At 38.6% G+C, this 24,610-nt stretch carries 18 protein-coding genes and 1 pseudogene; 6 read left to right on the forward strand and 13 right to left on the reverse strand.

What is annotated here, in order from left to right:
- Positions 1 to 11: 11 nt before the first annotated feature.
- Positions 12 to 2,777, forward strand: coding sequence for an arylsulfatase (locus tag F6K23_RS06095; RefSeq protein ID WP_293152046.1), 2,766 nt, complete (start codon positions 12 to 14; stop codon positions 2,775 to 2,777).
- A gap of 445 nt (positions 2,778 to 3,222) precedes the next feature.
- A complete protein-coding gene (locus F6K23_RS06100; protein WP_293152049.1) occupies positions 3,223 to 4,326 on the forward strand; it encodes a formylglycine-generating enzyme family protein in 1,104 nt (367 codons plus the stop codon).
- A gap of 485 nt (positions 4,327 to 4,811) precedes the next feature.
- On the opposite strand, the gene F6K23_RS06105 is transcribed toward F6K23_RS06100, so the two are convergent.
- Positions 4,812 to 6,434 (reverse strand): DEAD/DEAH box helicase, encoded by a 1,623-nt coding sequence (locus tag F6K23_RS06105; protein ID WP_293152052.1) that lies wholly within the window; start codon positions 6,432 to 6,434, stop codon positions 4,812 to 4,814.
- A 1,317-nt stretch (positions 6,435 to 7,751) separates the two neighbouring features.
- Here F6K23_RS06105 and F6K23_RS06110 point away from each other — a divergent pair.
- Positions 7,752 to 8,231, forward strand: coding sequence for a TerB family tellurite resistance protein (locus F6K23_RS06110; protein WP_293152055.1), 480 nt, complete (start codon positions 7,752 to 7,754; stop codon positions 8,229 to 8,231).
- Positions 8,232 to 9,123: 892 nt separating this feature from the next.
- Here F6K23_RS06110 and F6K23_RS06115 read toward each other — a convergent pair.
- From F6K23_RS06115 to F6K23_RS06120, 6 genes and pseudogenes are all read right to left on the reverse strand, one after another.
- Entirely contained in the window at positions 9,124 to 10,530 is a 1,407-nt protein-coding gene (locus tag F6K23_RS06115) for a carotenoid oxygenase family protein (RefSeq protein WP_293152058.1), read from the reverse strand.
- Positions 10,531 to 10,784: 254 nt separating this feature from the next.
- On the reverse strand, positions 10,785 to 10,928 hold the full coding sequence (locus F6K23_RS41535) for a Bpu10I family restriction endonuclease (protein ID WP_367267639.1): 144 nt from the start codon (positions 10,926 to 10,928) through the stop codon (positions 10,785 to 10,787).
- A gap of 77 nt (positions 10,929 to 11,005) precedes the next feature.
- Positions 11,006 to 11,074 carry a Bpu10I family restriction endonuclease gene (locus F6K23_RS41540; protein ID WP_367267640.1) on the reverse strand — a complete coding sequence of 23 codons (69 nt, stop codon included), beginning with the start codon at positions 11,072 to 11,074 and terminating at the stop codon, positions 11,006 to 11,008.
- Between the two features lie 31 nt (positions 11,075 to 11,105).
- A complete protein-coding gene (locus F6K23_RS41545) occupies positions 11,106 to 11,174 on the reverse strand; it encodes a Bpu10I family restriction endonuclease (RefSeq protein ID WP_367267641.1) in 69 nt (22 codons plus the stop codon).
- A 1-nt stretch (position 11,175) separates the two neighbouring features.
- A pseudogene (locus F6K23_RS41550) lies at positions 11,176 to 11,379 on the reverse strand (Bpu10I family restriction endonuclease); the annotation flags it as partial.
- A gap of 3 nt (positions 11,380 to 11,382) precedes the next feature.
- Positions 11,383 to 11,514, reverse strand: a complete 132-nt coding sequence (locus F6K23_RS06120) for a hypothetical protein (protein WP_293152061.1) — start codon at positions 11,512 to 11,514, stop codon at positions 11,383 to 11,385.
- A 442-nt stretch (positions 11,515 to 11,956) separates the two neighbouring features.
- On the opposite strand from F6K23_RS06120, the gene F6K23_RS06125 reads away from it, so the two are divergent.
- Complete coding sequence (locus tag F6K23_RS06125) at positions 11,957 to 12,613, forward strand: DUF6348 family protein (protein ID WP_293152064.1); 657 nt, start codon at positions 11,957 to 11,959, stop codon at positions 12,611 to 12,613.
- Positions 12,614 to 13,566: 953 nt separating this feature from the next.
- On the opposite strand, the gene F6K23_RS06130 is transcribed toward F6K23_RS06125, so the two are convergent.
- Positions 13,567 to 14,616 carry a folate-binding protein YgfZ gene (locus F6K23_RS06130; protein ID WP_293152067.1) on the reverse strand — a complete coding sequence of 350 codons (1,050 nt, stop codon included), beginning with the start codon at positions 14,614 to 14,616 and terminating at the stop codon, positions 13,567 to 13,569.
- Between the two features lie 269 nt (positions 14,617 to 14,885).
- Positions 14,886 to 15,269: a hypothetical protein gene (locus F6K23_RS06135; protein WP_293152070.1), complete on the reverse strand. Its 384-nt coding sequence runs from the start codon at positions 15,267 to 15,269 to the stop codon at positions 14,886 to 14,888.
- Between the two features lie 1,408 nt (positions 15,270 to 16,677).
- Between F6K23_RS06135 and trpS the strand changes: the two genes are divergently transcribed.
- Positions 16,678 to 17,685, forward strand: a complete 1,008-nt coding sequence (gene trpS / locus F6K23_RS06145) for a tryptophan--tRNA ligase (RefSeq protein WP_293152073.1) — start codon at positions 16,678 to 16,680, stop codon at positions 17,683 to 17,685.
- Between the two features lie 569 nt (positions 17,686 to 18,254).
- Positions 18,255 to 19,139: a methylenetetrahydrofolate reductase gene (locus F6K23_RS06150; protein WP_293152076.1), complete on the forward strand. Its 885-nt coding sequence runs from the start codon at positions 18,255 to 18,257 to the stop codon at positions 19,137 to 19,139.
- Between the two features lie 557 nt (positions 19,140 to 19,696).
- Here the strand turns inward: F6K23_RS06150 and F6K23_RS06155 are convergent.
- The 4 genes from F6K23_RS06155 to F6K23_RS06170 all read right to left on the reverse strand — a co-directional run.
- A complete protein-coding gene (locus F6K23_RS06155) occupies positions 19,697 to 20,104 on the reverse strand; it encodes a DUF2358 domain-containing protein (protein WP_293152078.1) in 408 nt (135 codons plus the stop codon).
- A 649-nt stretch (positions 20,105 to 20,753) separates the two neighbouring features.
- Complete coding sequence (gene lpxD, locus F6K23_RS06160; protein WP_293152081.1) at positions 20,754 to 21,803, reverse strand: UDP-3-O-(3-hydroxymyristoyl)glucosamine N-acyltransferase; 1,050 nt, start codon at positions 21,801 to 21,803, stop codon at positions 20,754 to 20,756.
- 456 nt (positions 21,804 to 22,259) lie between these two features.
- Entirely contained in the window at positions 22,260 to 22,580 is a 321-nt protein-coding gene (locus F6K23_RS06165; RefSeq protein WP_293152084.1) for a YkvA family protein, read from the reverse strand.
- A gap of 846 nt (positions 22,581 to 23,426) precedes the next feature.
- Positions 23,427 to 24,610, reverse strand: a 1,184-nt coding sequence (locus F6K23_RS06170; protein ID WP_293152087.1) for an SdrD B-like domain-containing protein, incomplete at its 5' end; no start/stop codon positions are given.

The following is a 24,610-nucleotide window of genomic DNA, read 5'->3' on the forward strand; positions in this document are numbered from 1 at the left end:
ACACTAAGTGTATGAAGGAAACTTTACAAAAACTTAAAATACTACTCAATTTCCTAGTAGTAGTAATCTTTTCCCTAGGAGTATTAGTACCACCAGCCTTGGCTCAGGAAATTCTGCCACAACCTGACCCAGAATTTAAAGGTGACATTGGTGTTACTTACGAAACTTCCGGGGAGCCAGATAAGTCAATTATGGAATCCCCTAAAGCCTCAGACGATGCCCCTAACATTGTCCTTGTACTCTTGGATGATGTGGGATTTAGTTCCTCAGAAACCTTTGGTGGCTCGATTAAAACACCGACTTTGGAGGAGCTAGCAGACGAAGGGATAATTTATAATCGATTCCACACAACTGCCCTCTGCTCGCCAACTCGTGCGGCTCTACTAACTGGACGCAATCACCACTCAGTAGGCAGTGGAGTGGTTCAGGAACTGGCAACAGGTTATCCTGGTTATAAAGGCTTGATTCCCAAAAGCACAGCCACAATTGCCGAAATTCTGCACGAAAATGGCTACAGCACAGCTTGGTTCGGCAAAAATCACAATGTTCCCGATAACCAAACCAGTATGGTTGGTCCGTTTGACCGCTGGCCTAATGGTTTGGGATTTGACTACTTCTACGGATTTATTGGTGGAGAAACTGACCAGTGGTATCCAGCACTGTATGAAAATCAGAACCCCATCAATCCACCCGCCACAATGATGTACAATGGAGAGGAAGACGACTACAACCTCAACCATGACCTTGCTGATAAAGCAATTGGTTGGATGAACAATCAGCATTCAATTGCACCAGATCGTCCTTTCTTCCTTTACTTTGCTCCCGGTGCTACCCACTCACCTCACCAACCGCCAGAGGATTATCGCGATAAATACAAAGGTGTGTTTGATGACGGTTGGGACGCAGAGCGTGAGAAAATTTTCGAGCGTCAGAAGCGCACTGGTGTTCTTGCGAAAACTCCCGGTATAATTCCTGCTGATGCTGTACTTACCCCTCGCCCAGACGAAATACCTGGTTGGGATGACTTCGACGACAGCGAGCGTGCGGCATTAGCCAAGGAGATGGAAATCTATGCGGCTTTTCTAGAATACACTGATGTAGAGGTAGGTCGCGTCCTTGATGCTATTCCTGAAACGGAAGTAGAAAACACCATGATAATCTATATCGTGGGTGACAACGGTGGTTCAGCAGGCGGTGGTGTGAATGGAACTTGCAACACCATGAGAAATCTTAACGGACTGGGCTATGAGATTGAAGAAATCAAGGAGTGTGCAGAGGATTGGGGTGCGCGTGACAGCGGAACCTCGCCAGGATACTCCGTTGCCTGGGCTTGGGCTACGGATGCGCCTTTCCAATGGACAAAGGAGATAGCTTCCCATTTTGGCGGGACTCGCAATCCCATGATTATTAAATGGCCAAAGTTTATTCCCCCGACTCCAAAGACAAGGGAGATCCGAGACCAGTTTCACCATGTTATTGATATCGCACCGACAATTCTGGAAGTAACTGGGATTCAGGAACCAGAGATCGTTAACAGCATCCAGCAGCAGCCCATAGAAGGGGTGAGTTTAGCTTATACCTTTGGTTTTGGTATAGATGATGATGATGACGATGACGATAATGATGATGATTATGGGGAAGGTACTGAAGGTACTCATAAAACTCAGTATTTTGAGATGTTTGGGAATCGAGGCATCTACAAGGACGAAGGAACACACGAATGGATGGCATCAACTGTGCATTCTAAGCCAGTTGGCGATGACCCTCTTAAACCTTTCGATGAGGATGAGTGGGAACTGTACGATTTAAAGGATGATTTCTCCCAAGGCAAAGACTTATCCACAGATAATCCTGATAAATTAGAGGAACTCAAAGACTTATTTCTAGTTGAGGGAGGTAAGTATAATGTTTTTCCTCTGGACGATCGCTTTGTTGAACGAGGTGATGTTAGTTTACGTCCCAGTTTTACTGCAGGACGCTATGAGTTCGAGTTCTATGAAGGTGCCATTCGACTGCCAGAAGGGACAGCACCCGATGTGAAAAGCAAAGATCATAAGGTTACTGCTTATGTAACGATTCCTCCTGAAGGTGCTGAAGGTGTACTCCTGGCGCTCGGTGGAGAGACGGGAGGCTATAGCTTCTACATTAAGGACAAAAAACTCCACTATACCTACAACTTCTTTGGCACCCACTACGACGTTGTTTCTATCGACGACATTTGCTCATACGGCAACGTTTGTTCTGGTGATGATGTTACCCTTGGATTCAACTTTGAATACTCAGGAAATTATGGAGATGGTCAGGGTTACCCAGCTGAAGTTACCCTCTTAGTTAATGATGAGGAAATTGATGAGAGTAAATTCCAGCCTTTGAGCGTGTTTGGTCAATACAACATCCTACAAACTGTACCTGCACGATTCTCTCTGGAAACTCAAGATGTAGGCATGGATTTACTCACACCAGTAGCTCATTATTATGACCCAGAGTCATGTGATTCAGAGTCGGATGACTCAGAGTCATGTGACTCAGAGTCACATTTCCCCTTCACAGGCAAAATTAATAAGGTGACAATAGACCTTGAAGAACCTTGCTCGGGATTAGATTGCATAGTAGACTATGCCGAGCGCGCTCCCTTTGAGTTCGACGGAACGATTAACACGGTGAAAGTGGAGCTTGGAGATTCAATTGAACCCTACCAAGCTTCGGAAGATATGAGTAATGAAGACTTCTGGGACATAATCATTCAGCAGGTTGAGAAACATTATTCAACCAAATAGCGATCGCTATTCACAGGACTTACCCATGAGGTAGGAAAAACGCAGGTCATCCAACAGCCGAATCGAATGCCTAAGTAGCTAATGAATTTAGTCTCGATGGGGCGGATTGAGTGACCCAATTGGGTGAGCATTGCTCACCCTAATTACTCGGAAGAATAAACCTTACAAACTAGGACTAACAAAAATATGTCAATTTATAGCAATTATCAAATTGATGAGGTACAGATTAAAAAATTGCTATCAGCAGTATTAAACTTTTACCGGTCAGATTAACTTACTAACCTAAGTTCGACTGAACTTCCCGGCTGTAGTCAGTCGGGAGTTTTTCCCTCTCATATTAAATAAATGAGCTTTCTTTGTTTATACCAAATCCGCATAATTACTATACTCAAGTCATTGCGACTGGAACAGAGTGGAAGGAAGCAATCTCAGGGGTGCGCGGAGATTGCTTCCTATCGTCGCTGCGGACGACTGTTCTCTATATCAAAGCTATTCTCTACCTCAGAAAAATAATTCTGTAACTCAAATGATGAATAATTCTCAAAATTATATTCAAAAATTCCTAATTGTTCTCAGTGTTTTTATTCTAACTGTTACTATTTTTAGTCCGAGTGCGTTTGCCGTACCCTCTTCAACTTGTCCCCAAAATATGGAATTCATTCCGGGAGGAGAGTTCAAAATGGGGTCAGACAAACCAGAATTTATCGAAGAACTACCTGTTGAAAATGTGACTGTCAGTTCATTTTGCATTGACTCCCACGAAATTACCAACGCCGAATTTACCAAGTTTGTTGAAGATACAGGTTACGTTACTATAGCCGAACGTCCTCTATCAAAATCACAATTTCCTGACTTATCCGATGAAGAGCGATCGCCTGGTTCCCTTGTTTTTGAACCTCCCGCAGAAGGCATTCAACAAGTCGCTTATCTAAGTTGGTGGCATTGGGTTGTGGGCGCAAACTGGCAACATCCCTACGGCTCCGATAGCAATATTAGCGACAAAGAAAACTATCCCGTTGTTCATATTGCCTACGAAGATGCCTTAGCTTACGCCAAGTGGGCAGGAAAACAACTTCCCACCGAAGCTCAATGGGAATACGCTGCCAGAGGCGGTTTAAAAGAATCTACTTATACCTGGGGTCAAGAATATTCTGCTAAAAAAGCCAACACCTGGCAAGGAATTTTTCCTTTTCTGAATACCAAAGGGGATGGCTATTTGGGAACTGCTCCCGTTGCTTCGTTCAAGGCAAATGGTTACGGTTTGTATGACATGACAGGTAACGTTTGGGAATGGACAGCGGACTGGTATCAGGTTGAACGAAAAGACATGGCTCATAGCGTTAATCCTGAAGGTCCCAGACAAGCGGAAAGTTTTGACCCCAAAAAACCTGGTGAGGGAGCAGTACACGTTATTAAGGGTGGTTCTCACCTCTGTGCGCCCAACTATTGCAGTCGATACCGTCCGGCTGCACGGGAGTCCCAGTCACCGGATACTGGAACCACTCACATTGGTTTTCGCCTTGTCAAAAATTTGGTGTTAGTGAATTAGTGTATGATATTACAGCAGTTTTGGAGTTGATGAGGTACAAAATTTTAGGGAGTAGGGACGTTGCATGCAACGTCCGTACAGAGTAGGCATTAGGGAAAAAAAGATTAATTTTCAAACTGTACCTCACGCTTCCTCAAAAGTGCTGTAATCTTCATTACAGAAAAATTTTGGTCTAATACCAATTTGAAAAAAGAATGTTACAAATAGTTCCAAACTTTAGATGTCGAATAATTTGCTTAAATTACTGAAGCATCAAAGTTTTGAGCTATAAAATCTGAGTTTTGACTGTCAGATGTGCGTCTTACATTCTGAGGAGACCTCAGAATTACGCACTCGATGCATGACTTTTGACTTTTGAATTCCGTGAAACGGTCTAAAGCCTCCCCTTTTAAGGGGATAAAAAAGGGAATATTTCAGATTTCAAGCCTCCTTATTGCAGAGGTACTGATAACTGATAACTGAAATGACCTATTTCCTTTCAATAATCAGAAAAAGTCATCAATATTAATATCATCATCAGAATTTTCTGAAGATTTTTTATCCTCTTTTATTTCTGATTTATTTTCAATATTATTTTCATCATTTTTTCCATCGCTTCCCCATTTTGTACCTGGTTCAGCAGCACGTTTAGCAGCATAATTATTAACTCCATAAATCGGTTCTGGCTTCACAATTTCTAACGGCTTAATTTCTGTTTGAGTCTCTTCTTGTTCTTGATATTTAGGATATTTTTTCGGTCTAATTTTACCTCTACGTCTGCGAGAAGTTTGTTCTTCACTGGTATTTTCTGTCACAACTTCATACAAAATTGCTAACTTATTTTTATCGCTACCTCGACGCAAAACTCGACCCAATCTTTGAATATATTCTCGTTCACTTCCAGTACCAGATAAAATAATTGCTACCCTCGCATCTGGCACATCAACACCTTCATTTAAAACATGAGAAGCTACAAGAGTTTTATATTCCCCAGTTCTAAATTTACTTAAAACTTCATGCCTTTCTTTCACAGGAGTTTGGTGAGTTATTGCCGGGATTAAAAACTCATGGGAAATCCGATAAACTGTTGTATTATCAGCCGTAAAAATTAAAGTACGTTCGGGAAAATGTTGAGCCAATAAATTAGCAAGAGTTCGTAATTTTCCATCCGTACCAAGAGCAATTTCTTTAGCTTGACGATGGGCTAACATTGCTCGACGTCCAGCCTTGGAACGGGCACTTGCTATAACAAAATTTTTCCAACCATTTAACCCACCTAACTTAATATTTGCCTGCTTTAAAAAGTCATTTCTAACTGTCATTAATTTGTTATATTCTTCCCGCTCCTGTGCAGAAAGTTTAACCATTATTTGTACGATTTTATGGTCAGCTAAAGCATCACCTGCCAATTCTTCAGGAGTCTTACTAAAAACAGTAGGTCCAATTAAATAATCTAAATCAGAATGACGACCATCAGAACGGTTAGGAGTTGCTGTCAGACCCAGACGATAAGGAGCGATCGCGTATTCGGCAATTACCCGATAAAAATCAGTAGGTAAGTGGTGACATTCATCAAAAACTAATAGAGCATATTTATTGCCGATCGCCTCAGCATGAATAGTCGCACTATCGTAAGTCGCCACTAAAATTGGTGTTTTGTCGCGAGACCCTCCACCAAGCAACCCCACTTCCACATCTGGAAAAGCTGCATTCAAATGCGCATACCACTGGTGCATCAAATCTAGGGTGGGTACAACCACCAGGGTACTACGGGGAGTTGCCTGCATTGCTAATTGTGCCAAATATGTTTTACCCGAAGCAGTAGGGAGAATCACAACTCCATTTCTGCCTGACTGTTTCCAAGCTTTCAATGCTGCCTCTTGGTGGGGATAGGGTGGCATTTCCAAACTAGGGATAAGTTCGAGAGGTGCAAATTCTTTAGCTTTGTCAACAAAATCGATTTTTGCTGCTTTTAATGACTCTACTAAAGGGCGATAGTCTATTGCCCGAACCCGAAATTTTTCCACCCGGTCATCCCAGGTTGCATAGTCTACCCATGCTTTACCTTGAGGTGGAGGATGGAGAATGAGAGTGCCGCGATCGAATTTGATAGTTGGTGTTCGATACATTTTTTTGGTTTAAAGTAATAAATTATATCAAATTCTGGTAATTATTTTAGAGGCTATTTGTAAAGTTTTGTAAGCAATAGCGATCGCTATTTTTCCATCAAGTCAAAATAGAATAGTAAAAAAATCGGTAGTGCGTCAAGAAAGTGTGGGAAGTGTGGTCCGGGTGGGAAGTGTGGTCCGGGTGGGAAGTAGAAGGAATGACTGTAGCTGTATCTTTTTGTGCAAGTCTGCCACTGATCATAGCTTTTATGGTCTGATCTCAAATCCGGTTAAACAGTTATAGATTGGTTAACTCAACCATGAGACAGTCCTCACTCCTCAGGAGGAGAAAGAATCACAAACATTTATTAGTTATGACGATTCGAGATTTTTTTGATGCCCAATTAAACGGATTTGATATTAAAGGCTGAAAAATTTGCACTTTTTTCCCGACAAAAATCCGAAAAACTCACTCTTGACAGTGCTATAGGATGATTATTGACCAGCCCTACTTACTTATCCCACACTTTACGCTCTGCACAACCAAAAAATCTATGACTAGAAATATTTATACCAAATTCAAAAAAGGTAGTTACACCTTAATTTGTGATTTATTGCTACAATTAAAAATTGTATATATCCATTAAATGTCAAAATTAAGCATTTTTTCATCTTTTTTTTCCCTGTTACCTGTTGCCTGTTGCCTGTTGTCCGTGTCGAGACTGTAGCAATATTTTATGAAATTGGTATTACTCTTAATTAGTAATGAATTCAAAAAATCCTCGCACTACTATAGGACAAACCGCATACGATATAGCTTCCTCTTTATGTTAAAATATCGATCTTCGTTTCATCACTTTGCTTGAATATTCTTCCGTACAGACTGATTTAGCACTCTCTTATATTGATTCAGACCGAGTTGATCTGATTAAGGGAGATGTACTCTCTATGAGAGATATCCAGTCTGGAGATAAATTACTTAGTAATTACCAAAAAATGAGGGTATGTGCCTCCCCTTTTAAGGGGATGAAAAAAATATTTAGTTCAGTATTTCAAGCCTCCGACTTCAGTAGGAGGTTCACTGATAACTGATAACTTTGATCATGTTGTCATTAAAAGTGGAAATCACGAAATTCCAGCCGACAAACAACAGAAACTATATACTAATGTGTTTCAAGTGTTTAAACTTGGTGGGATGTTTATTAATCTTGGTTTTCTTTTCGATGAGAGTGGAAAACGTTACTGCTGTAATAATTTTTTACACTCTTAAAAATTAATATTTTCCGCCATATTGTATGATACTGGTGGAACTAAAAATCCAAAATGGAGCATTAAATTATGTCTGACATCGAACAGGATGCTAAGTTGTGGTTGCATGGTGAAACCTATGGCTTCAAGAGTGTCCCACCAACCAAAGATCATGAAACAATTATCAAATCAGTTCTTATTTGTGCCAAAGCAGATGGGGTACTAGCGCCAGAAGAAAGAAATTGGATTGTTGGTCGTGCTGCTGCACTCGGCAGTGATGGATATGAATTAGCTAAAACTTACCCAGCAGATGAAGATGTAATTGATGTTTTAAACCAAGCATCTGCTGTCAATAATGCTGGTCGTCGTACAGTTATTTATCTTGCTATTAAAACTTGTAGCGCTGATGGAGAGTTACACCCGGATGAAATGGCTAAAATTTACCAAATAGCGGAAAAACTAGAGCTAGAAAAAGAAGTTGTTGATTCTCTCAAGGAAATTTGTGTTGAGGAAGCTAAGGTGCGAGAAAAACGCATAGCTCTGTTATTCCCTGATGGTGCTCCTTACTAAACATAAAAACTGACGGGAGAAAGTTAGCCAGGGAGATTTATCCCCTGGTTGAATAACGACGCGCGGGTAATAAAGCGGAGTAAAAGTATGCTATACTAGAGGTAGTGAGTAAGAACAAGGTTTGTCGCCATGACAAGACCGCGCTTTGCGGTGAAATTCCGGCTCCCAGGAGACGGGGACGATGCTGACTACGACGGCTGTTAGCTCCGCATTCCGCAGGAAAAGCAAGTAACGCAGCTAGAGCAGCGATTGATAGCTCCAATATCTAGAGTAAAACCACTCGTGAAAGCTACAAAAAAAAGTAAGCTCACAGCTAGACAATGATCTATGCCGAGGAGTTTAGAAGTCTGCCCTTCAGGCTTTAAGCAAATGTGGATTTATGAGGGGCTGCGTGCGGAATTTACTTCCGCACATTTATTCGCCCCGTCCCAAATGGGGGTGGATTTGCCACAGAATCCAGGGTGTTTCAACCCCTGGAGATGTCAATTGATTGTTATATTATGTCTCTTTGAATAACCACAATAGACATCTCCTCCAAATGAGGCAACAGCTCCGGAAGGCAACAGGGAACCCACCCCTCGCCCCTCCCCCTCCCAGGAGGGGAATAATTGATAATTTATGGATAAGAATTGATTTGATTTTTGATTTTTGGAGATGTCTAATAAAAAGTTAGTAGGTAGGGACATTGCATGCAACGTTTCTACGGAGTAAGGAATAAGGGAAAATTTAAAAAATATTTTCCCTTAGAGAGAAGAACATTTTTATTATGCCTAACGCATAACCACCTTATGTAGTAGGGGTTAATGGCCATTAACCCCTACAAATGGTGTATAATTTCATATTTTGCGTAAGTCCCGATCAAAAGAGACAGCGCAACCCAATCTACTAATACTTAACTCAACTGTGCCTCTGTCACCCAGACAGCATGAAAACCATAAGGAACTCGCTGCGGAATAATTACTCGCGCTACAGTTTCCCCACTCATATCTTGAGCACTCACTACTACCAACTCAGAAGTCTGAGTATTTTCATCATAAACATAAGTCACCAACCAACCATCATCTTCGCTACTAGCATTCAGTCGAGGAGCAAATACTGCCTCTCCACCATAACGTCCCTTACCAAACTCGTATGTTTCCGACTTCCCTGTATCCAAGTCATATTTAATCAGAGCATCAAATAGAGGAGGGAAGTCTCCTGCTTCCATCCTTGCCGAATAACCATACCGCGTCTTTCGCCCTAAGAATTCTTCATTAACACGGGGAAACTCAGAAGCTACATCATCTAGCTTTTCCTCCTTGACAGCTCCCGTTTTTAGGTTAAACCGCCAACGATGTAAATAAGGAATATCACCATCAGGGAGGCGATCGCTATCATTAGTCACAAACACATTAGTAGAGTTCATCCGACAAGCAACCAATACAACCTCATCTCCTTCTTCGTAAGCATTGAGAGTATGCCAAACAAAACAAGCTGGAGTTTCAAACCAACGTACTTCGCCACTATCGCCATGACGTGGAATAATACCGAAGCGACTGGGTGTCTCTGACTCAAACATTAGTGGAAATTGACCTTTTTCTATTCTTTCTGCGCGGAAAGTCATTGGTAAATCGAAAAATATACTATAGTTTTCCGTAATAGCAAAGTCGTGCATCATTACTCCCACTGGCAAATCTATAGGTATTGTGCGTAGTAACTCTCCTGTGGCAGAAACAACGCCGTATTGTAAAAAGGGAGGTTGAGACATGGAGTACCCGAAAAACATCATTTCTCCTGTGACGGCATCAACTTTAGGGTGCGCAGTAAAAGGAGATTCAAGCTTGCTGTTAAAAGTCTGTTTGCCAATGGTATCTAACTCGGGTAGTTTAATATGGTAGGGTGCACCCCCACCACCTTCCCAGAGAGCATAGAAATGACCAGCATGATAGACCAGAGCAGTGTTAGCTGTATTTGTATCTGTACCGTAGGGATTATCTTGTTGGAATGGTTCTAATAATCCTGGCCATACTGCTTTACCTTCCTGGTTTTCTACCTGGAATTTGTTGGTGCGTACATAACGGTTGCAGTAGGATGCTTTACCGTCTTTTATTCTTACTCCATGTAGCATTCCGTCGCCGTCAAACCAGTGATATTCACCCATCGGTTTAAATTGTGGGTTGGGGCCATTACGCACAAACATTCCTGAGATATCGGGAGGTAGTTCCCCAATAACTTTGAGGTTGTCGGCGGTTATTTCGTCTTTAACGGGTGTGAAATTATTGGTTAAGAAAGGATTAAGGGTAGGAGTTGTTGCAGTCATAAATTTTTGATATTGGGAATTCTTAAGTTATTTTATAATAATTTGATAATAATTAGAGAAAGTTGGTTATAACTTGTTGGGTTGTTGGTAGGTGTCAGAAGTCAGGAGAAAATATTTTTGTATCTTTGACAAGATAAGAAATAAAATTTATCCTATTCAGGACTTACGCATAACCATCACATATTGTAGGGGTTAACGGCCGTTAATCCCTATAAATGGTTTATAGTCTCATCCTTTGGGTAAGTCCTGCTATTTTAAAAATAGCCTTGATTTAAAACCCTATTTATAGATGGATTAGCATTATCAATCAATATTTTAATTTTATCGATGGTCTTGTGAAAAACATGAGGATAATATTTTGAAGCATCTAAAAATACTGCATATTCTTGTTGATGAATATGTCTTACTTATGGTGTTTTATGTTCTTGTCTAATGTTAGCAGCAAGAGACTTTGATTTACTGACTATTAAAGAGTTTAAACAATAGAAATAGGTGTCATATCTAGAAATTCGCAAATCAAAAAGTATAGGGAACCACCGAACAGCTATTTTTAAATCTCTGCTAGTAGCAACTGCTTATTGAAACATCGTTTTATCTAAATTCGTTTTGCATTCTGCACATACATAACCGTACTGGAGATTCAATTAGTTTAAAATTTTGAAAATTTGCTTCAAAAGATGTTTTTAAATAGAGCTTTTTGCCTAAAATAAAGTCTTGAACCTTCGACCTAATAGATGATTGAACACCCAGACCAGGATTACCCAAAGATAATAAAAGACTCAGGCCAGAAAATGTATTTCTCGGACCCAACTCAAAAGATTCATCTATTCCTCGTAAGCTTTGGAACACAAGTTAAGGTAAAAACTCTTCCAAAATTGTATTGTCTAATTTTAATTGCCATTTCTGCCTGTAAAAAAAATTTTCTGAGCTATCAAATATTAAATCTAGTTCAATAAAACGCTTGTATTTATTTGTAGCTGCCACTAACTTTTCCACAGTATCAGCTTTGTTATCCTCGACAATCAAGTCTTATAATTATTGATATGTCTAGGTTAGAGCTATTTTTTTCCTCTATTTAGCGACAACTCTAATATCCGCATTATAAAGCTGAAGCTGACAAAACTTATCCCCTCAGATCGACACATTCAGCTCAATGAAAGTTTCTCGGTTGTTTCAGTTCAAATGCACCTGTTGGGTAACTATCACAACACAATAACTGATGAACATATTCGCTAAACTCGTGTATGGATAATATAGAATATAGTACCGTAAATCTGATACAATTGAGCTGATTAATCATTTAAAACAAACACCATTTTATATTGATTTAGTAAGGAAAATAAAAGAGAGTTTTCCTGTCATTAATAGCTAGTATAGTTGTTAAAAGTTATGATAAAAAACTATTAGGAGTTAATAATAAATGACTATGGTATGTGACAATCAAAATCACAGGTTAAAAGAATTATTAGAAGAGCATGGAATTAGGTGTTTTGAAGAATGGAACTGGATTATACCCTATGGAGAACTGCCAGCAATTCGTATGTTTTGGTATCCAAAACCCCAACAAATAACTGGTGTTCTCCAAGTAGAAGTATTGATCGAAGAGGGAATCGTTTTAGTAGAATACTTTGCAGGAATTGGAGAGGGTCTAGATGGATTGACTGATGGGATTGATAGTTTTATAAATAATTCATTACACGTCTTACTAGCTGCATTTTGGGGTCAAAATTATCCGGAGCAAGTTGAAATAGAAAGATGGTTAATTAATAATTATGAATACGATGTATATATAGGTCCTATTACAGTTATAGGAAGTAATGGTAATACAGAAATTCCAGAAAATACTTTCGAGAAAATTGAGCAAGCTATAAAAATGACAAATTTAACTGAAAAATATTGTTGGTTTAGAACATACTTTGGTAATGTAAATGGCAAAGATTGTGTTTTCGAGGCATTGGCGAATAACGAATGGTGGGAAGAAGGCGAAAAGGCATTGAAGTCAGTTGATTGGGTTGATACTAATTTATTTTATAGTTTTAGAAATTTTATAGTTGCAGTTAAAAGCTCATCAGAAAACACTTAAAATTAGAAGGTTTTAGTCCACATCTTAGTTTGAGCATTATGCCTCAAATATCCCAAATATTTAGAATTATATAGAATCCGGTTATACAGTATATGTTTATAATTCTATCCACACTTTCGGAGCCTTCAATCTCTCGACCTCCCCTTCTCCCCACACTCCCCACCCTCCCCACACTTCCCACCCCCAAACATAAGATAAGTATTCAACCTGATTTTATATTATACCATGTCCGGATGATTAAGTATAATAAAAATTTTCTATTGAAGCGATCTCAAAGGAATATCCCAAATTTCTGCTCCGTTTCCAGTGTTATCATTTGAATTCACACCTACGACCTACTACCTAAGAACTTTATTATAACTAATTAGGGTTTGCGCTTATAAAGTCTTTTTGCTCTTTGTAGGAGACAGGAGACAGGAGACAGGAGGAACGGGGAATTTAGAAGAGGTAGTAGAAAGAATTGTAAGAATGATTTTTCTGCCTAACTATGCGCCTAAAATACGCTCCATGCATGAGCATGAAGAGCTGAAACAGGCGTACTTTTTTAGACCCCAAAAAAGCTAAAGTCTTTATATGTCAATGCTTTTATATTTAATCAGCAAGCCCTAATTAAACGGACATGATATTACAGCAATTTTCTAGTATTGGAGGTACAAAGTTTTAGGACTTTAAAGAACAAGGTACAGGGATTAATTGTAGGCTAGCTTTACTTAACTATCTGGTCAGAGTGCTGTAGATGATTCCTAACTAATCAATGCAATTCAACTATCGTTTAAAGACCAATGAAAATAATTATTTCAAACGAGAAGTTTTTCTAGCTGCTTGTCAAATTTATTCCTAGAGGAAGAGGATGATCTTCCCTCTAAAAAGACAGTTAAAGTAGCATATTTTATAACTGCATACTATTAGTTTTCTGCTGAAATATTACTCATTCAGTAAAGCGATGCCTATTCCTAACTATCAAAATATTGATGTGTCAAAAAAGGCACTTCAACTACTTCCCCTTCCACATCTCCCACTTTAACTTTTAAACCTACTCCACCTGCTTTTGTTCTAATATAAATTAAACCAAAATAACCATCATGAGTTTCCGTACAACTTGTTAATTTCCCAACTTTTTCATCTCCAACTTTCACAACATTTCCTAATTCCGCCATTCCACTCAAACGTACTCCCAAAAGCCGTTGTTTCACACCTTTATATGTGTTTAAACGAGCAATAGTTTCTTGACCAATATAACAACCTTTCTCAAAAGAAATAGTATTCCATAAACCAGCTTCGAGAGGGTTATAGTCATCCGTAAGTTCATAGTCTGGCGCGGGACGACCTTCCTCTATTCTCAGTTGTTGCCATAGGCGATCGCCCATCGGTACTGCTTCTGTTTCTGTTAACATTTGCCAAACTTTAGCAGCATTGTTTACCGGAACTATCAAAGTGCATCCCTCTGTTGCCAACCCACTACCGACAGCAACCCGAATTTCTACATTTCCCAGACTCATTAACTGGTGACTAGCGTGGGGTGCATCTGGAGGAGTTATTCCTGATAATTTGGCGATCGAGTTTTTGCTTTCTGGTCCAATGAGACTAAATATGGCGTATTCGCTACTAATATCTTTCACTGCCACCCGGTCCATCGGGAACAGATAACGGTCAAACCACTCTATTAATTGTTGACAACGGGTGGGAGAGACTAACAACAAAACTGCATCTTCTGTGACATAAGCTGTTGCTAAGTCAATAGTGCGAGCAGTTGGGGTGACGAAAACTGTCTCACAACCTTCACCGGGTTTGAGAATATTGAAATTATTCGTGCTTTGGTTGTGTAGAAACCGTAGACGGTCATCGTCGGAAATTTGTATTAGTCCCCAATGAGAGCGATCACATAAAGCTACTCCCTGTTTTATTGCTTCTATTGCTTGAGTCTCATTAGCAAAACTAACTGGAATTGAGTCTTGAAAAGTTGCACCATTAGATGTTTGAATATTCTGTAATTCCTGGTTCATAATTATACTTTAGTCTGTTGATTTTTACTTAATACAAATAGTTATTTTGTCCTGATAAAATGTATCTATACTGTTGTTCAACAATTAATTATTAATGATTAATTATTAACAATTACCTTTCCTTGAAAAGAAGAGGATTGACTAATCATGAAAAATTTTTCTTCACAGGAGTCGATTGGATATGGCGCAGGTTTTCTCGCCATCCCACCCAACGGGGAAGCTGCGAAGATCGACCGCTTGTTTATCCTTTAAAGGAGAGGCTTTAAACCTTAATTATTTGGTAAATCAGCCATCATATTCTCTACCACTCTTAGAGCTTTTTCGTCAAGATGCTCCCAATTGACACCTCCTTCATCGTTGAGTAAGCTAGTATCAACTTCAACTTCTACTGCTTGTTCAGCAGTATGAGTAGAATGATAATTACTAAAACAAACTTGATAGCAAAGTTCCCAGATATCAATACTAACTTTTTGGTCTTGATATTCTAAATCTAGTCTATACCCTGGAATTGGTGTTTCTACTTCTTGGTAATCTCCTTTCCAAACAGAATTATCTAGTTTTTTGCGAATATGATCTAATAATCTGATGAAAGCAGGTTGCATTAGTAGTTCAGATTGTTTCCAGGCAGTAATGTTATTAATTTTAGGCTTCATTTAATTTGATTCAGAAACATTAGACTTCTTGCAGAAGTCAGGGAATAGAGAGCAGGAAATAGGGAGATGAAATTGTTTATTTCATATCTTGAATTGGTTTAATTAAAACTTTTGCAAGAGGTCTGTTCATTAATATAATATTTATTGGGAATAATTATTCACATTTTGTCAATATCAGGACTTACGCATGAGGTACGAAAAATTAGTGTCGCTACGCGGAAGTTAAAAGTCAATTATTTTTGATTGGTAAGACTTTTAGGATTTTGTAACTGGTTAGTTATTTCTGCCATCCTGCACTAGGACTTGAGATTGCTTTCCGTTCCGGAGCTCCACAAACCCTATCGGTCGCTTCGGACGGAAATAGGTTAAGGTGCTTCAACAATGAATAATGAATAATGAATAATGAATAATGAATAATTACCTCTCCTTGAAAAGAAGAGGATTGACAAAGAGATGAAAATTTTTCTTCACAGGAGTCGATTGGATATGGCGAGGAGACCTCGCCATCCCCCGACCGCTTATTATCCCCTTAAAAGGGGAGGCGCATACCCACAATTTTTCGGTAAGTCCTAAATATTCTATTATTGTTGACAACTAAGTGACATTCACCATTTTGACATCTTCCCGACGCTACTCTACGAGACAGCGCGGGATTCCCTAATATCACTAATAGAGGCTTTGTGTTTCATAGCACCTGCCTTCTGGGAAGATGGTCTAATATCATGTCCGGTTGAACAGTGATAAATAAATAACTACGGAGGACTCAGGAGTCAGGACTCAGGAGTCAGGAGGGAAGAAAGGAGAAGGAAGAGGAAGAACTGGAGTTGAAGGAGAAAGTTTTTTTATAACTATAGTCATTCTGAATAAGACTGGGACAGTAACAGACGCAATAATCTCGAATAATATCATCAATTTTTAGGTTTACACTTGGCTCATCCCGCCATAATCTAACTGCTTTGTTCCTAATAAACTGAGCAGTTCTTATAGCTTCATCTAAAGCTTGAACTTGTGCCTTAGACCCATTTAATAGCTTGGCTTCTCTCACTATCATAAGTCTATTTTACTACACACAAAGCCAATAAACAGAACTACTACATTCTTTTTTATTGGTCGGAATTCATCTCACTGCTAACCTGCGATATAGCGGGAGCCTTCTTCCGACATTCAGGTAAACTTTTGTCTTGCTTGAAAAGAAAAATGCCGAGTTGTTTGATGATACCAATTCCCTGGAAGAAGGTAGTCGGTGATAGAAGGATGAAGGAGACAGCAATCATATAAACTTTTCCATCAATACTATCACTATCTCACTTTTGACTTTTGACTTTTGACTTTTGACTTTTTTGACTAGGTACTCAATTATGTTATTCTTAATTATTAATTAACATTGAATTGCTAAAATTAAAGAGTAATGGTTAAACAGCGCGTACTCTCTGGAGTTCAACCAACTGGAAACCTTCATATTGGAAATTATTTAGGTGCTATTCGCAACTGGGTGGAGGGTCAAAAAGAATATGATAATTTCTTCTGTGTAGTAGACTTACACGCTATTACAGTACCACACAATCCAGCTACTCTAACTACAGATACTTACACTATTGCAGCCTTATATTTGGCTTGTGGTATAGACCTGGATTATTCTACCATATTTGTACAATCTCATATTCCAGCTCATAGTGAATTGACATGGTTACTGAACTGTATTACTCCACTGAATTGGTTGACAGATATGATCCAATTTAAGGAGAAAGCAGTTAAGCAGGGAGAAAATGTTGGGACAGGTTTATTAGATTATCCAGTTTTGATGGCTGCAGATATTCTACTTTATGATGCAGATAAAGTTCCTGTGGGAGAAGACCAAAAACAACACTTGGAACTTACCCGCGATATTGCAGTTAGATTTAATCATCAGTTTGGTAAGGAGGAAAAGATACTAAAATTACCAGATCCTTTGATTAGAAAAGAGGGTGCGCGGGTAATGAGTTTGGCAGATGGTACTAGCAAAATGTCTAAATCTGACCCTTCAGAATTGAGTAGAATTAGTTTATTAGACCCACCGGATGTAATTACAAAAAAAATTAAACGTTGCAAAACAGACCCAGTTAAGGGTTTAGAATTTGATAATCCTGAACGACCTGAATGCAATAATTTATTAACCCTTTATAGATTATTTTCAGACAAAACAAAACAAGAGGTCGCAGTAGAATGTCAGGATATGGGATGGGGACAATTTAAACCTTTATTAACCGAGGCAACCATTGAAGCTTTGAAACCAATTCAAACAAAATATAAAGAAGTAATGGATGATAAAGGTTATTTAGAATCTGTTTTATCCGAAGGTAGACAAAAAGCAGGAGCAGTTGCTAATCAAACTTTAGCAAAAGTTAAAGCTGCTTTAGGTTATTCTGTGCCAATTTAGAAGTTATAAGTCAAAAGTCAAAAGTCAAAATTCAAAAGTAAGATTTTATCAGCTCAAAATTTTGATGCTAAGGTAATTTACGGAAGTTATTTAACATTTATAAGGAGTGAAACTAACGGAAGTAATAAGTCAAAAGTCAAAATCAAAAGTAAGATTTTATCAGCTCAAAATTTTGATGCTACAGTAATTTACGGAAGTTATTTAACATTTATAAGGAGTAAAACTATTTGTGAAATCTTTAAAGTGAATTGATATTAGTAGTTAACTACTTAGATAAAGCTCAAATTAGTAACTTATTTATTTTTATCTAGCACAATTATTCTCAACTGAAGTTAATTGGATTAATTGATTGTAAAACTTATTTTAAAGTTGGATAATTATGTGTAAGTACAAGGCAAAATTATAATTTGTCAATGAGCAAAAAAAATGATATTTTCTGTATAATTGAATATTCTGAAATTTCTGTCGTTAATCAAAGAAAATAGTAGTTAGTTAAAAAAGATTTTTATTTAATCTATCGAATAATCTCAAAAAAATTAACAACTTAACCACAACTAAGTAATAAATAAATGAATAGATTTCGCAATGCAGTAAAATCGGGAGAATTTTTAGTAACTGCTGAAGTAGCACCACCAAAGGGAGCTGACCCTACTCACATGATCGAGATGGCCTCAACACTAAAAGGTCGGGTTCATGCTGCTAATGTCACAGATGGCAGTCGTGCTGTTTTGAGAATGTCTTCATTGGCAGCCTCAATTATCTTGAAGAATAATGGCATAGAGCCAATATGTCAAGTAGCTTGTCGCGATCGCAACCGTATTGGGTTACAAGCGGATCTCATGGGAGCTTCAGCATTAGGACTTAATAATATTTTAGCTCTCACTGGCGACCCTGTAAAGGCAGGAGACCATAAAGATGCCAGAAGTGTATTTGATATGGAGTCAGTGCGTTTATTACAAATGATTGCTAAATTAAACCAAGGGATAGATTGGAATGAGAAAGCTTTACCGGATGGAGCGACAGATTTATTTGTAGGTGCTGCGGTAGACCCTCAGTCCCCTAGTTGGTCTGGATTAAAAAAACGATTTGAGCGGAAATTATTAGCCGGGTGTCAATTTTTTCAAAGTCAATTAATTTCTGATTTTGATAAGTTAGAAAAGTTTATGAATCAAATTGCAGTTGAGAGTAATAAGCCAATTTTAGCCGGAATATTTTTACTTAAATCTGCCAAAAATGCTGCTTTTATTAATAAGTATGTGCCTGGAGTTGATATACCAGAACATATTATTAATCGTTTGGCAAAAGCTGACAAACCTTTAGAAGAAGGAATGAAAATTGCTGCCGAACAGGTGCAAATTGCTAGTAAGATTTGTCACGGAGTTCATTTGATGGCAATTAAGCGAGAAGATTTAATTCCCAGAATATTAGATATGGCAGAAATTTCTCCTATTTAAGGAAGAAGGAGGAAGGAAGAAGGAAGAAGGAGGAAGGAAGGACTGAAAAATATGGCGTTTTCATAGAAGAAGGAAGAAGGAAGGACTAAAAAATATGGCGTTGCACAGTGACGAATGATTTGACATTTTTGATAAACATAATTTTGGATTTGAGAATTGCCAGAATGATTAATATTAGGTTTTTTATAGTCAAATTATCAACTCATTTTTGGCAATATCATTCCATAATGTGCAACCCCAAAAATATGGTTTTGTCTGAGTTTTAAGCTTTTGATACAGTAGATTCCATCAAGGGTAATGTACACTCATAGCGGGTAAGATGCCAGCACTTGTTTGTACCAGGTCTGTGGAAACAAAGCTACAAAATTCGCTATTGCCATAATACAAAGCTTTTCAAATTGATGAGCCACATTCTCACAACAAAAATCGTGTAGGGGCGAATGGCCATTTGCTAACGTAGAGCTGCCGCTTTATATGTTGCGGAGCAAAACGTCCCTACTGTTGTCTACCCAAATGAAAACCGCTGATAACTGATAACTGATAACTGATAACTGAATTCAACCTTTATGAAAAAACTGCTTTAATATTTCAGTAGGTTTTCTATCCCAAGTATCAATATGCTCATAAATTAATCCATCTTGATTCAATTTATAAGTAGAATAACCATTAAAAAAAATTCTGGCTTGCCAAGGAACTCTTAATACTCCACGCACAGTCCAATTTGCCAAAATTATATTTTCTTCTGTTTGCTGAACATCGTGTAAATCAAAATAGAGTTCGGTGAAAAATAACCTACCGTGAAAACGTAAAGTCCAAAAAATAATTCGATAATTAAACTTCCATTTGAATGTATTAACTGGGTCTTTAAAAAAAATATTTTTAGTATAAATATTGTAGGAAATATCCTTTTTAAATAGAGTAGGTAAATCCAACTTTAGTGTATTAATAACTTGTTCAACTTTCATATAGAATCTGGGTAATTAGTTATCGTATCGCGCTAGGAGTTAGGAGTCAGGAGAAAATAAGTCGGAGTCAGGAGTCAGGAGAAAAGAAGGATAATAGTGGGAAAAATCTTGGGATATTCAGGCATTTATAGCAATGAGCGCTGGTATATTTACAAATTGCAGGAGAGGCCAAATAGCTAAAAGTCTTATATTATCAGCAATTTATTTCCCCAGATGAGCTGTTGCCTTCCGGAGCTGTTGCCTGTGCACAGCGCTATATATGTCTGCATTGAGTTGAAGTATACAGTATAACAAATGTATAACCGGATTTCATATCACTCTAATTTTCCTCAGAAAAAATTGATATATCTAGACTAGACTCTATTAGACATCTCCAATAATAAAAAATCAAATCAATTATCACACAGAAATTATCAATTATTTCCCCTATCACGCAGAAATTATCAATTATTTCCCCTCCTGGGAGGAGTTAGGGGTGGGTTCCCTATTGCCTACTGCCTCTTTTCCAATAATAAAAAATCAAATCAATTATCACGCAGAAATTATCAATTATTTCCCCTCCTGGGAGGAGTTAGGGGTGGGTTCCCTATTGCCTACAGCAAAGCTGCCTATTCTCTCTTTTGGAGGAGAGGTCTATTAATACCTTTAATTAAGAACTAATATTCAAAATTCGCTTAATCTGTTTCACATATTGATAAATTTCAGGCAAACGTTTATAAATGGCAGACGCTTTTAAATAAATCTTATAAGGAACAGCAGGACTACTAGAAACAATTTCTCCAGCAGCAACATCATTATGAACACCTGCTTGAGCAGTAGCGATCGCTCCATCTCCAATTTTTGCTTGATTAGCAATACCCACTTGACCTGCCAAAATTACATTATCGCCCAGTTTCACCCCACCAGCTAAACCAACTTGAGCGGCCAAAGCACAGTTTTTCCCAATTTGACAACCATGACCGACCTGCACCAAATTATCCAACTTCGTATTTTTGCCAATTCTAGTTTCTCCCACTGCGGGGCGATCAATAGTAGTATTGCCACCAACTTCAACCCCATCTTCCAAAACCACTCTGCCACACTGTTCCATTTTATACCAACCCTCTTGAGTGGGCACAAAACCGAAACCTTCTCCACCAATAACCGCTCCACTATGAATCACACAACCATTGCCAATTTGACTACGTTCATGAATCGAACAATTGGCGTGTAAAACAGAATTATCTCCTATTTCCACATCTGGATAAATTACCACATTTGGATAAATACAAACATTGTCCCCAATTTTTACCCCCGCATCAACCACAACATGAGGGCCAAGATAAACATTTTTTCCTATTTGTGCTGTTGAGTGAATAACAGTAGTGCCATGAATTTCTCGAATAGGTTGAAAAGGTTGATAAAAAAGAGCGATCGCCTTGGCAAATAATAATCTCGGTTCTTTTCCAGCTACCCACTCAATACCACGTTCGCTTGCCTGAGTTTGCAGAGTCTCGTCCATGGGCAAAATCAAAGCACTAGCATTTGTCGTGCCTAAATAACTGGCAAATTTTGCTCCTTCTATATAACTAAGAGTACCTACTACTGCTTCATCCACTGGGGCCACACCTGTAATATCTGGGGCCACACCATTAGTTTTTTCTAAACTACTAGCGATCGCCTCACAACCAAGTTTATGTACAAGTTCCCTAAATTTCATTATTTCCCACTCGTAGCAAATACCCTTGAACTTATACCATTTTCCCGCAAAAAAATAAACCCAATTCCATGGTTGTTCATCAACTGAAGATTTGGGTTAAATATTCTTATTTGAAATACTAAAATTTTTGCTATGTATCACGCCTTCGATCCCCCTCCTGTCCCCCTTGTCAAGGGGGAAGCCAGATGTTGCTTCACTTTCTGTTGAATGGGAGTTAGGGGGAATCTCCCGTAGCATTCTTTTTCATATTTCATAAAGTCGAGACAAAATAATAGAAAGCTAATTTTGCCTAAATCGAATTTAGGCGTTTCTGATTCTGGGTATGATTTTGCCCCCCGAGCAAGCCAATTTTGGGGGGAATAAAACTCTAAAAGTCCCGCAATTTTGGGGGATTTAGGGTGCTTGACCATAACCAAACAATCGCGCATTCATACTTCAATTCGGCAACGCCCTAATTTACTTGACAGAAACAGCATCTACATCAACTGTGGTATCAGTAGTAGTTGAGTCTTTATCATTAATATCAGGTGCAACTGCTACATCTTTTTTACCCCGACGTAACTTCATAAATTCAACTGCCATCTGAGAAACTTCTGCCACTAAGAGAGTTACAATAGCAACATCATCAATTTGTCCTACAATGGGGATAAAATCTGGGGAAATGTCAAAAGGACTCAATACATAAGCCAATGTTCCAGCAATAATCCACCAACGATATTTAGGATTACGGATAGTATTGCGATACCAAGTATATAGAGATTGAATGGAAAAACTCATTTATTTATCCTTAAACTTAAAACTTACTTACATTTTTAATAATGGCAGAATTTTAAGCAGTATGGCAATGTAAGTATCCACCATCAGTTTTTACAGAAATTTCTATACTTAAAATTAAGGAATTTTGTTATTGGAGTTTGGGGGAGTTTCGCTAAAGTCATAAGTCAGAAGTCAAAAGTCAGAAGTGATATTTTTAGTATTGGTATTTCAAGAATTAAGAATTAAGAATTTAGAATTATCTCTCTTTGAAAAGAAGAGGATTGATTCAAAGGACAATTTTTATTTATTATCCCCTTAAAAGGGGAGGCTTTAAACCACAATTTTTCGGTAAAGCAAAGAGGAATACCTGGCACGGGAGCAAGATGCTCCCACTTTTCTTGTAAAAAACATTGCCAGACAATGCATCACTACCCAACTATTAGACCCCACATTCGGCACCACAAAATGTAGCAACCGAAGAAGGAGTCAGGAGACAGGAGACAGGAGACAGAATTTTAGAAGAAAATCATAGCTGCCGTGATTGAGTAATCATAAGAGCAAGTATTTATGCTTAGTTATTTACTGGGAATTTTGTGAATAAAAAAAGTAATTGAGATGATTTGCATAGTATAAATACTTACCAAGCTACGGATTTCTATACTACTTTTAATGAGACAAATTGATTTTTGGAGATGTCTAATACTATTCCTCTTTTCTTCTCTCCTGACTCCTGACTCCTGACTCCTGACTCCTCACAACATTTATTTATAAGTATTCAACCGAACATGATATTATTCCCCTCCTGGGAGGGGGAGGGGCGAGGGGTGGGTTCCCTACTGCCTACTGCCTCTTTTCTGGAGATGTCTATTATCTCAGTACAAAATCATCCTCACTGAGAGATACTGTATTGAGTAGTCTGGCAAATTGGCCACCACTACCAAATCCTGCTTCACTACCGTTGGGGTTGTAGAACAAGTCTCCGGTTTCTGTGTCGTACACAATAAAAGCATTGGCAGTTGTAGCATCTTGACTATTGGTAACAGTGTCAAATTCAGTCTCAATGCTGAACCCAGTACCACTGTCACTCATAAGTGCGGTGAAAGTTCTTTTATCCAGGAGAATAAAATCTTGTCCGGGAACGAAGTCTGTAATTTCATCTATTCCTAAATCTTCAGGATTAAACTCTTTGTTGGTGTTGAAAATAAAGCGGTCTATACTAGCTCCTCCACTGAGAACATCATTTCCGCTACTACCATTGAGTCGATCGCGACCAATACCACCTTCTAGGGTATCATCACCACTACCATCAAGGAGGCGATCGTTACCACGACGACCAATCAAAAGGTCATTGCCAGATTTACCAAACAGACGGTCGTTGCCTATACCACCATTAAGAGTATCATTACCCTGACCGCCATTCAAGCGGTCTGCACCTCCTCCTCCTCGGAGGTTATCCTCGCCACTGCCACCTCTGAGTGTGTCGTTGCCTCCTGCACCCCTGAGTGTGTCGTTACCTGGTTCTCCATTCAACACATTGTCGTCTGCATCACCATTAATTTCATCGTCAGTAACTTCATCAATGACATAGAGACCTGCATCTAAAGTCAAATCAGTTTGCTCTTCAAGTAAGGTGATGGAAGTAGTGCGACCTGTGGTGGGGTCTACATCACTATCTATGTCATCTGTTCCTTCATTTTGGGGACTGAAGGCGTAACCTTCAGGGGCGATAAATTCTAGGAAGTAGTCCCCAGGAGTAATGTCTGTGAAACTGTAGAAACCAGATTCGTCGATAGTTGTGGTTGTATCAACTAAGTTTTCATCGCTGTCATAGAGATTGACTGTGATATCTGCTAGACCAGATTCATTGTCGTCTTGAATACCATCAACGTCACTGTCTAACCAAACAAAGTCACCAATGGTTGCGTCTGGGGGAATAGTCACAATTTCATCAATAATAAAATTGGCAAATTCTGTATCTGTGCCCGAATTTCCAGCTTGGTCTTGGATGGTTGTGGTATTAATTCCTAAACTGTAGTTACCAAAGGTTGTGG

Origin of the sequence: Okeania sp. SIO2C9 (assembly GCF_010672455.1) — a bacterium.
In the GTDB taxonomy this organism is placed as follows: Bacteria; Cyanobacteriota; Cyanobacteriia; order Cyanobacteriales; family Microcoleaceae; genus Okeania.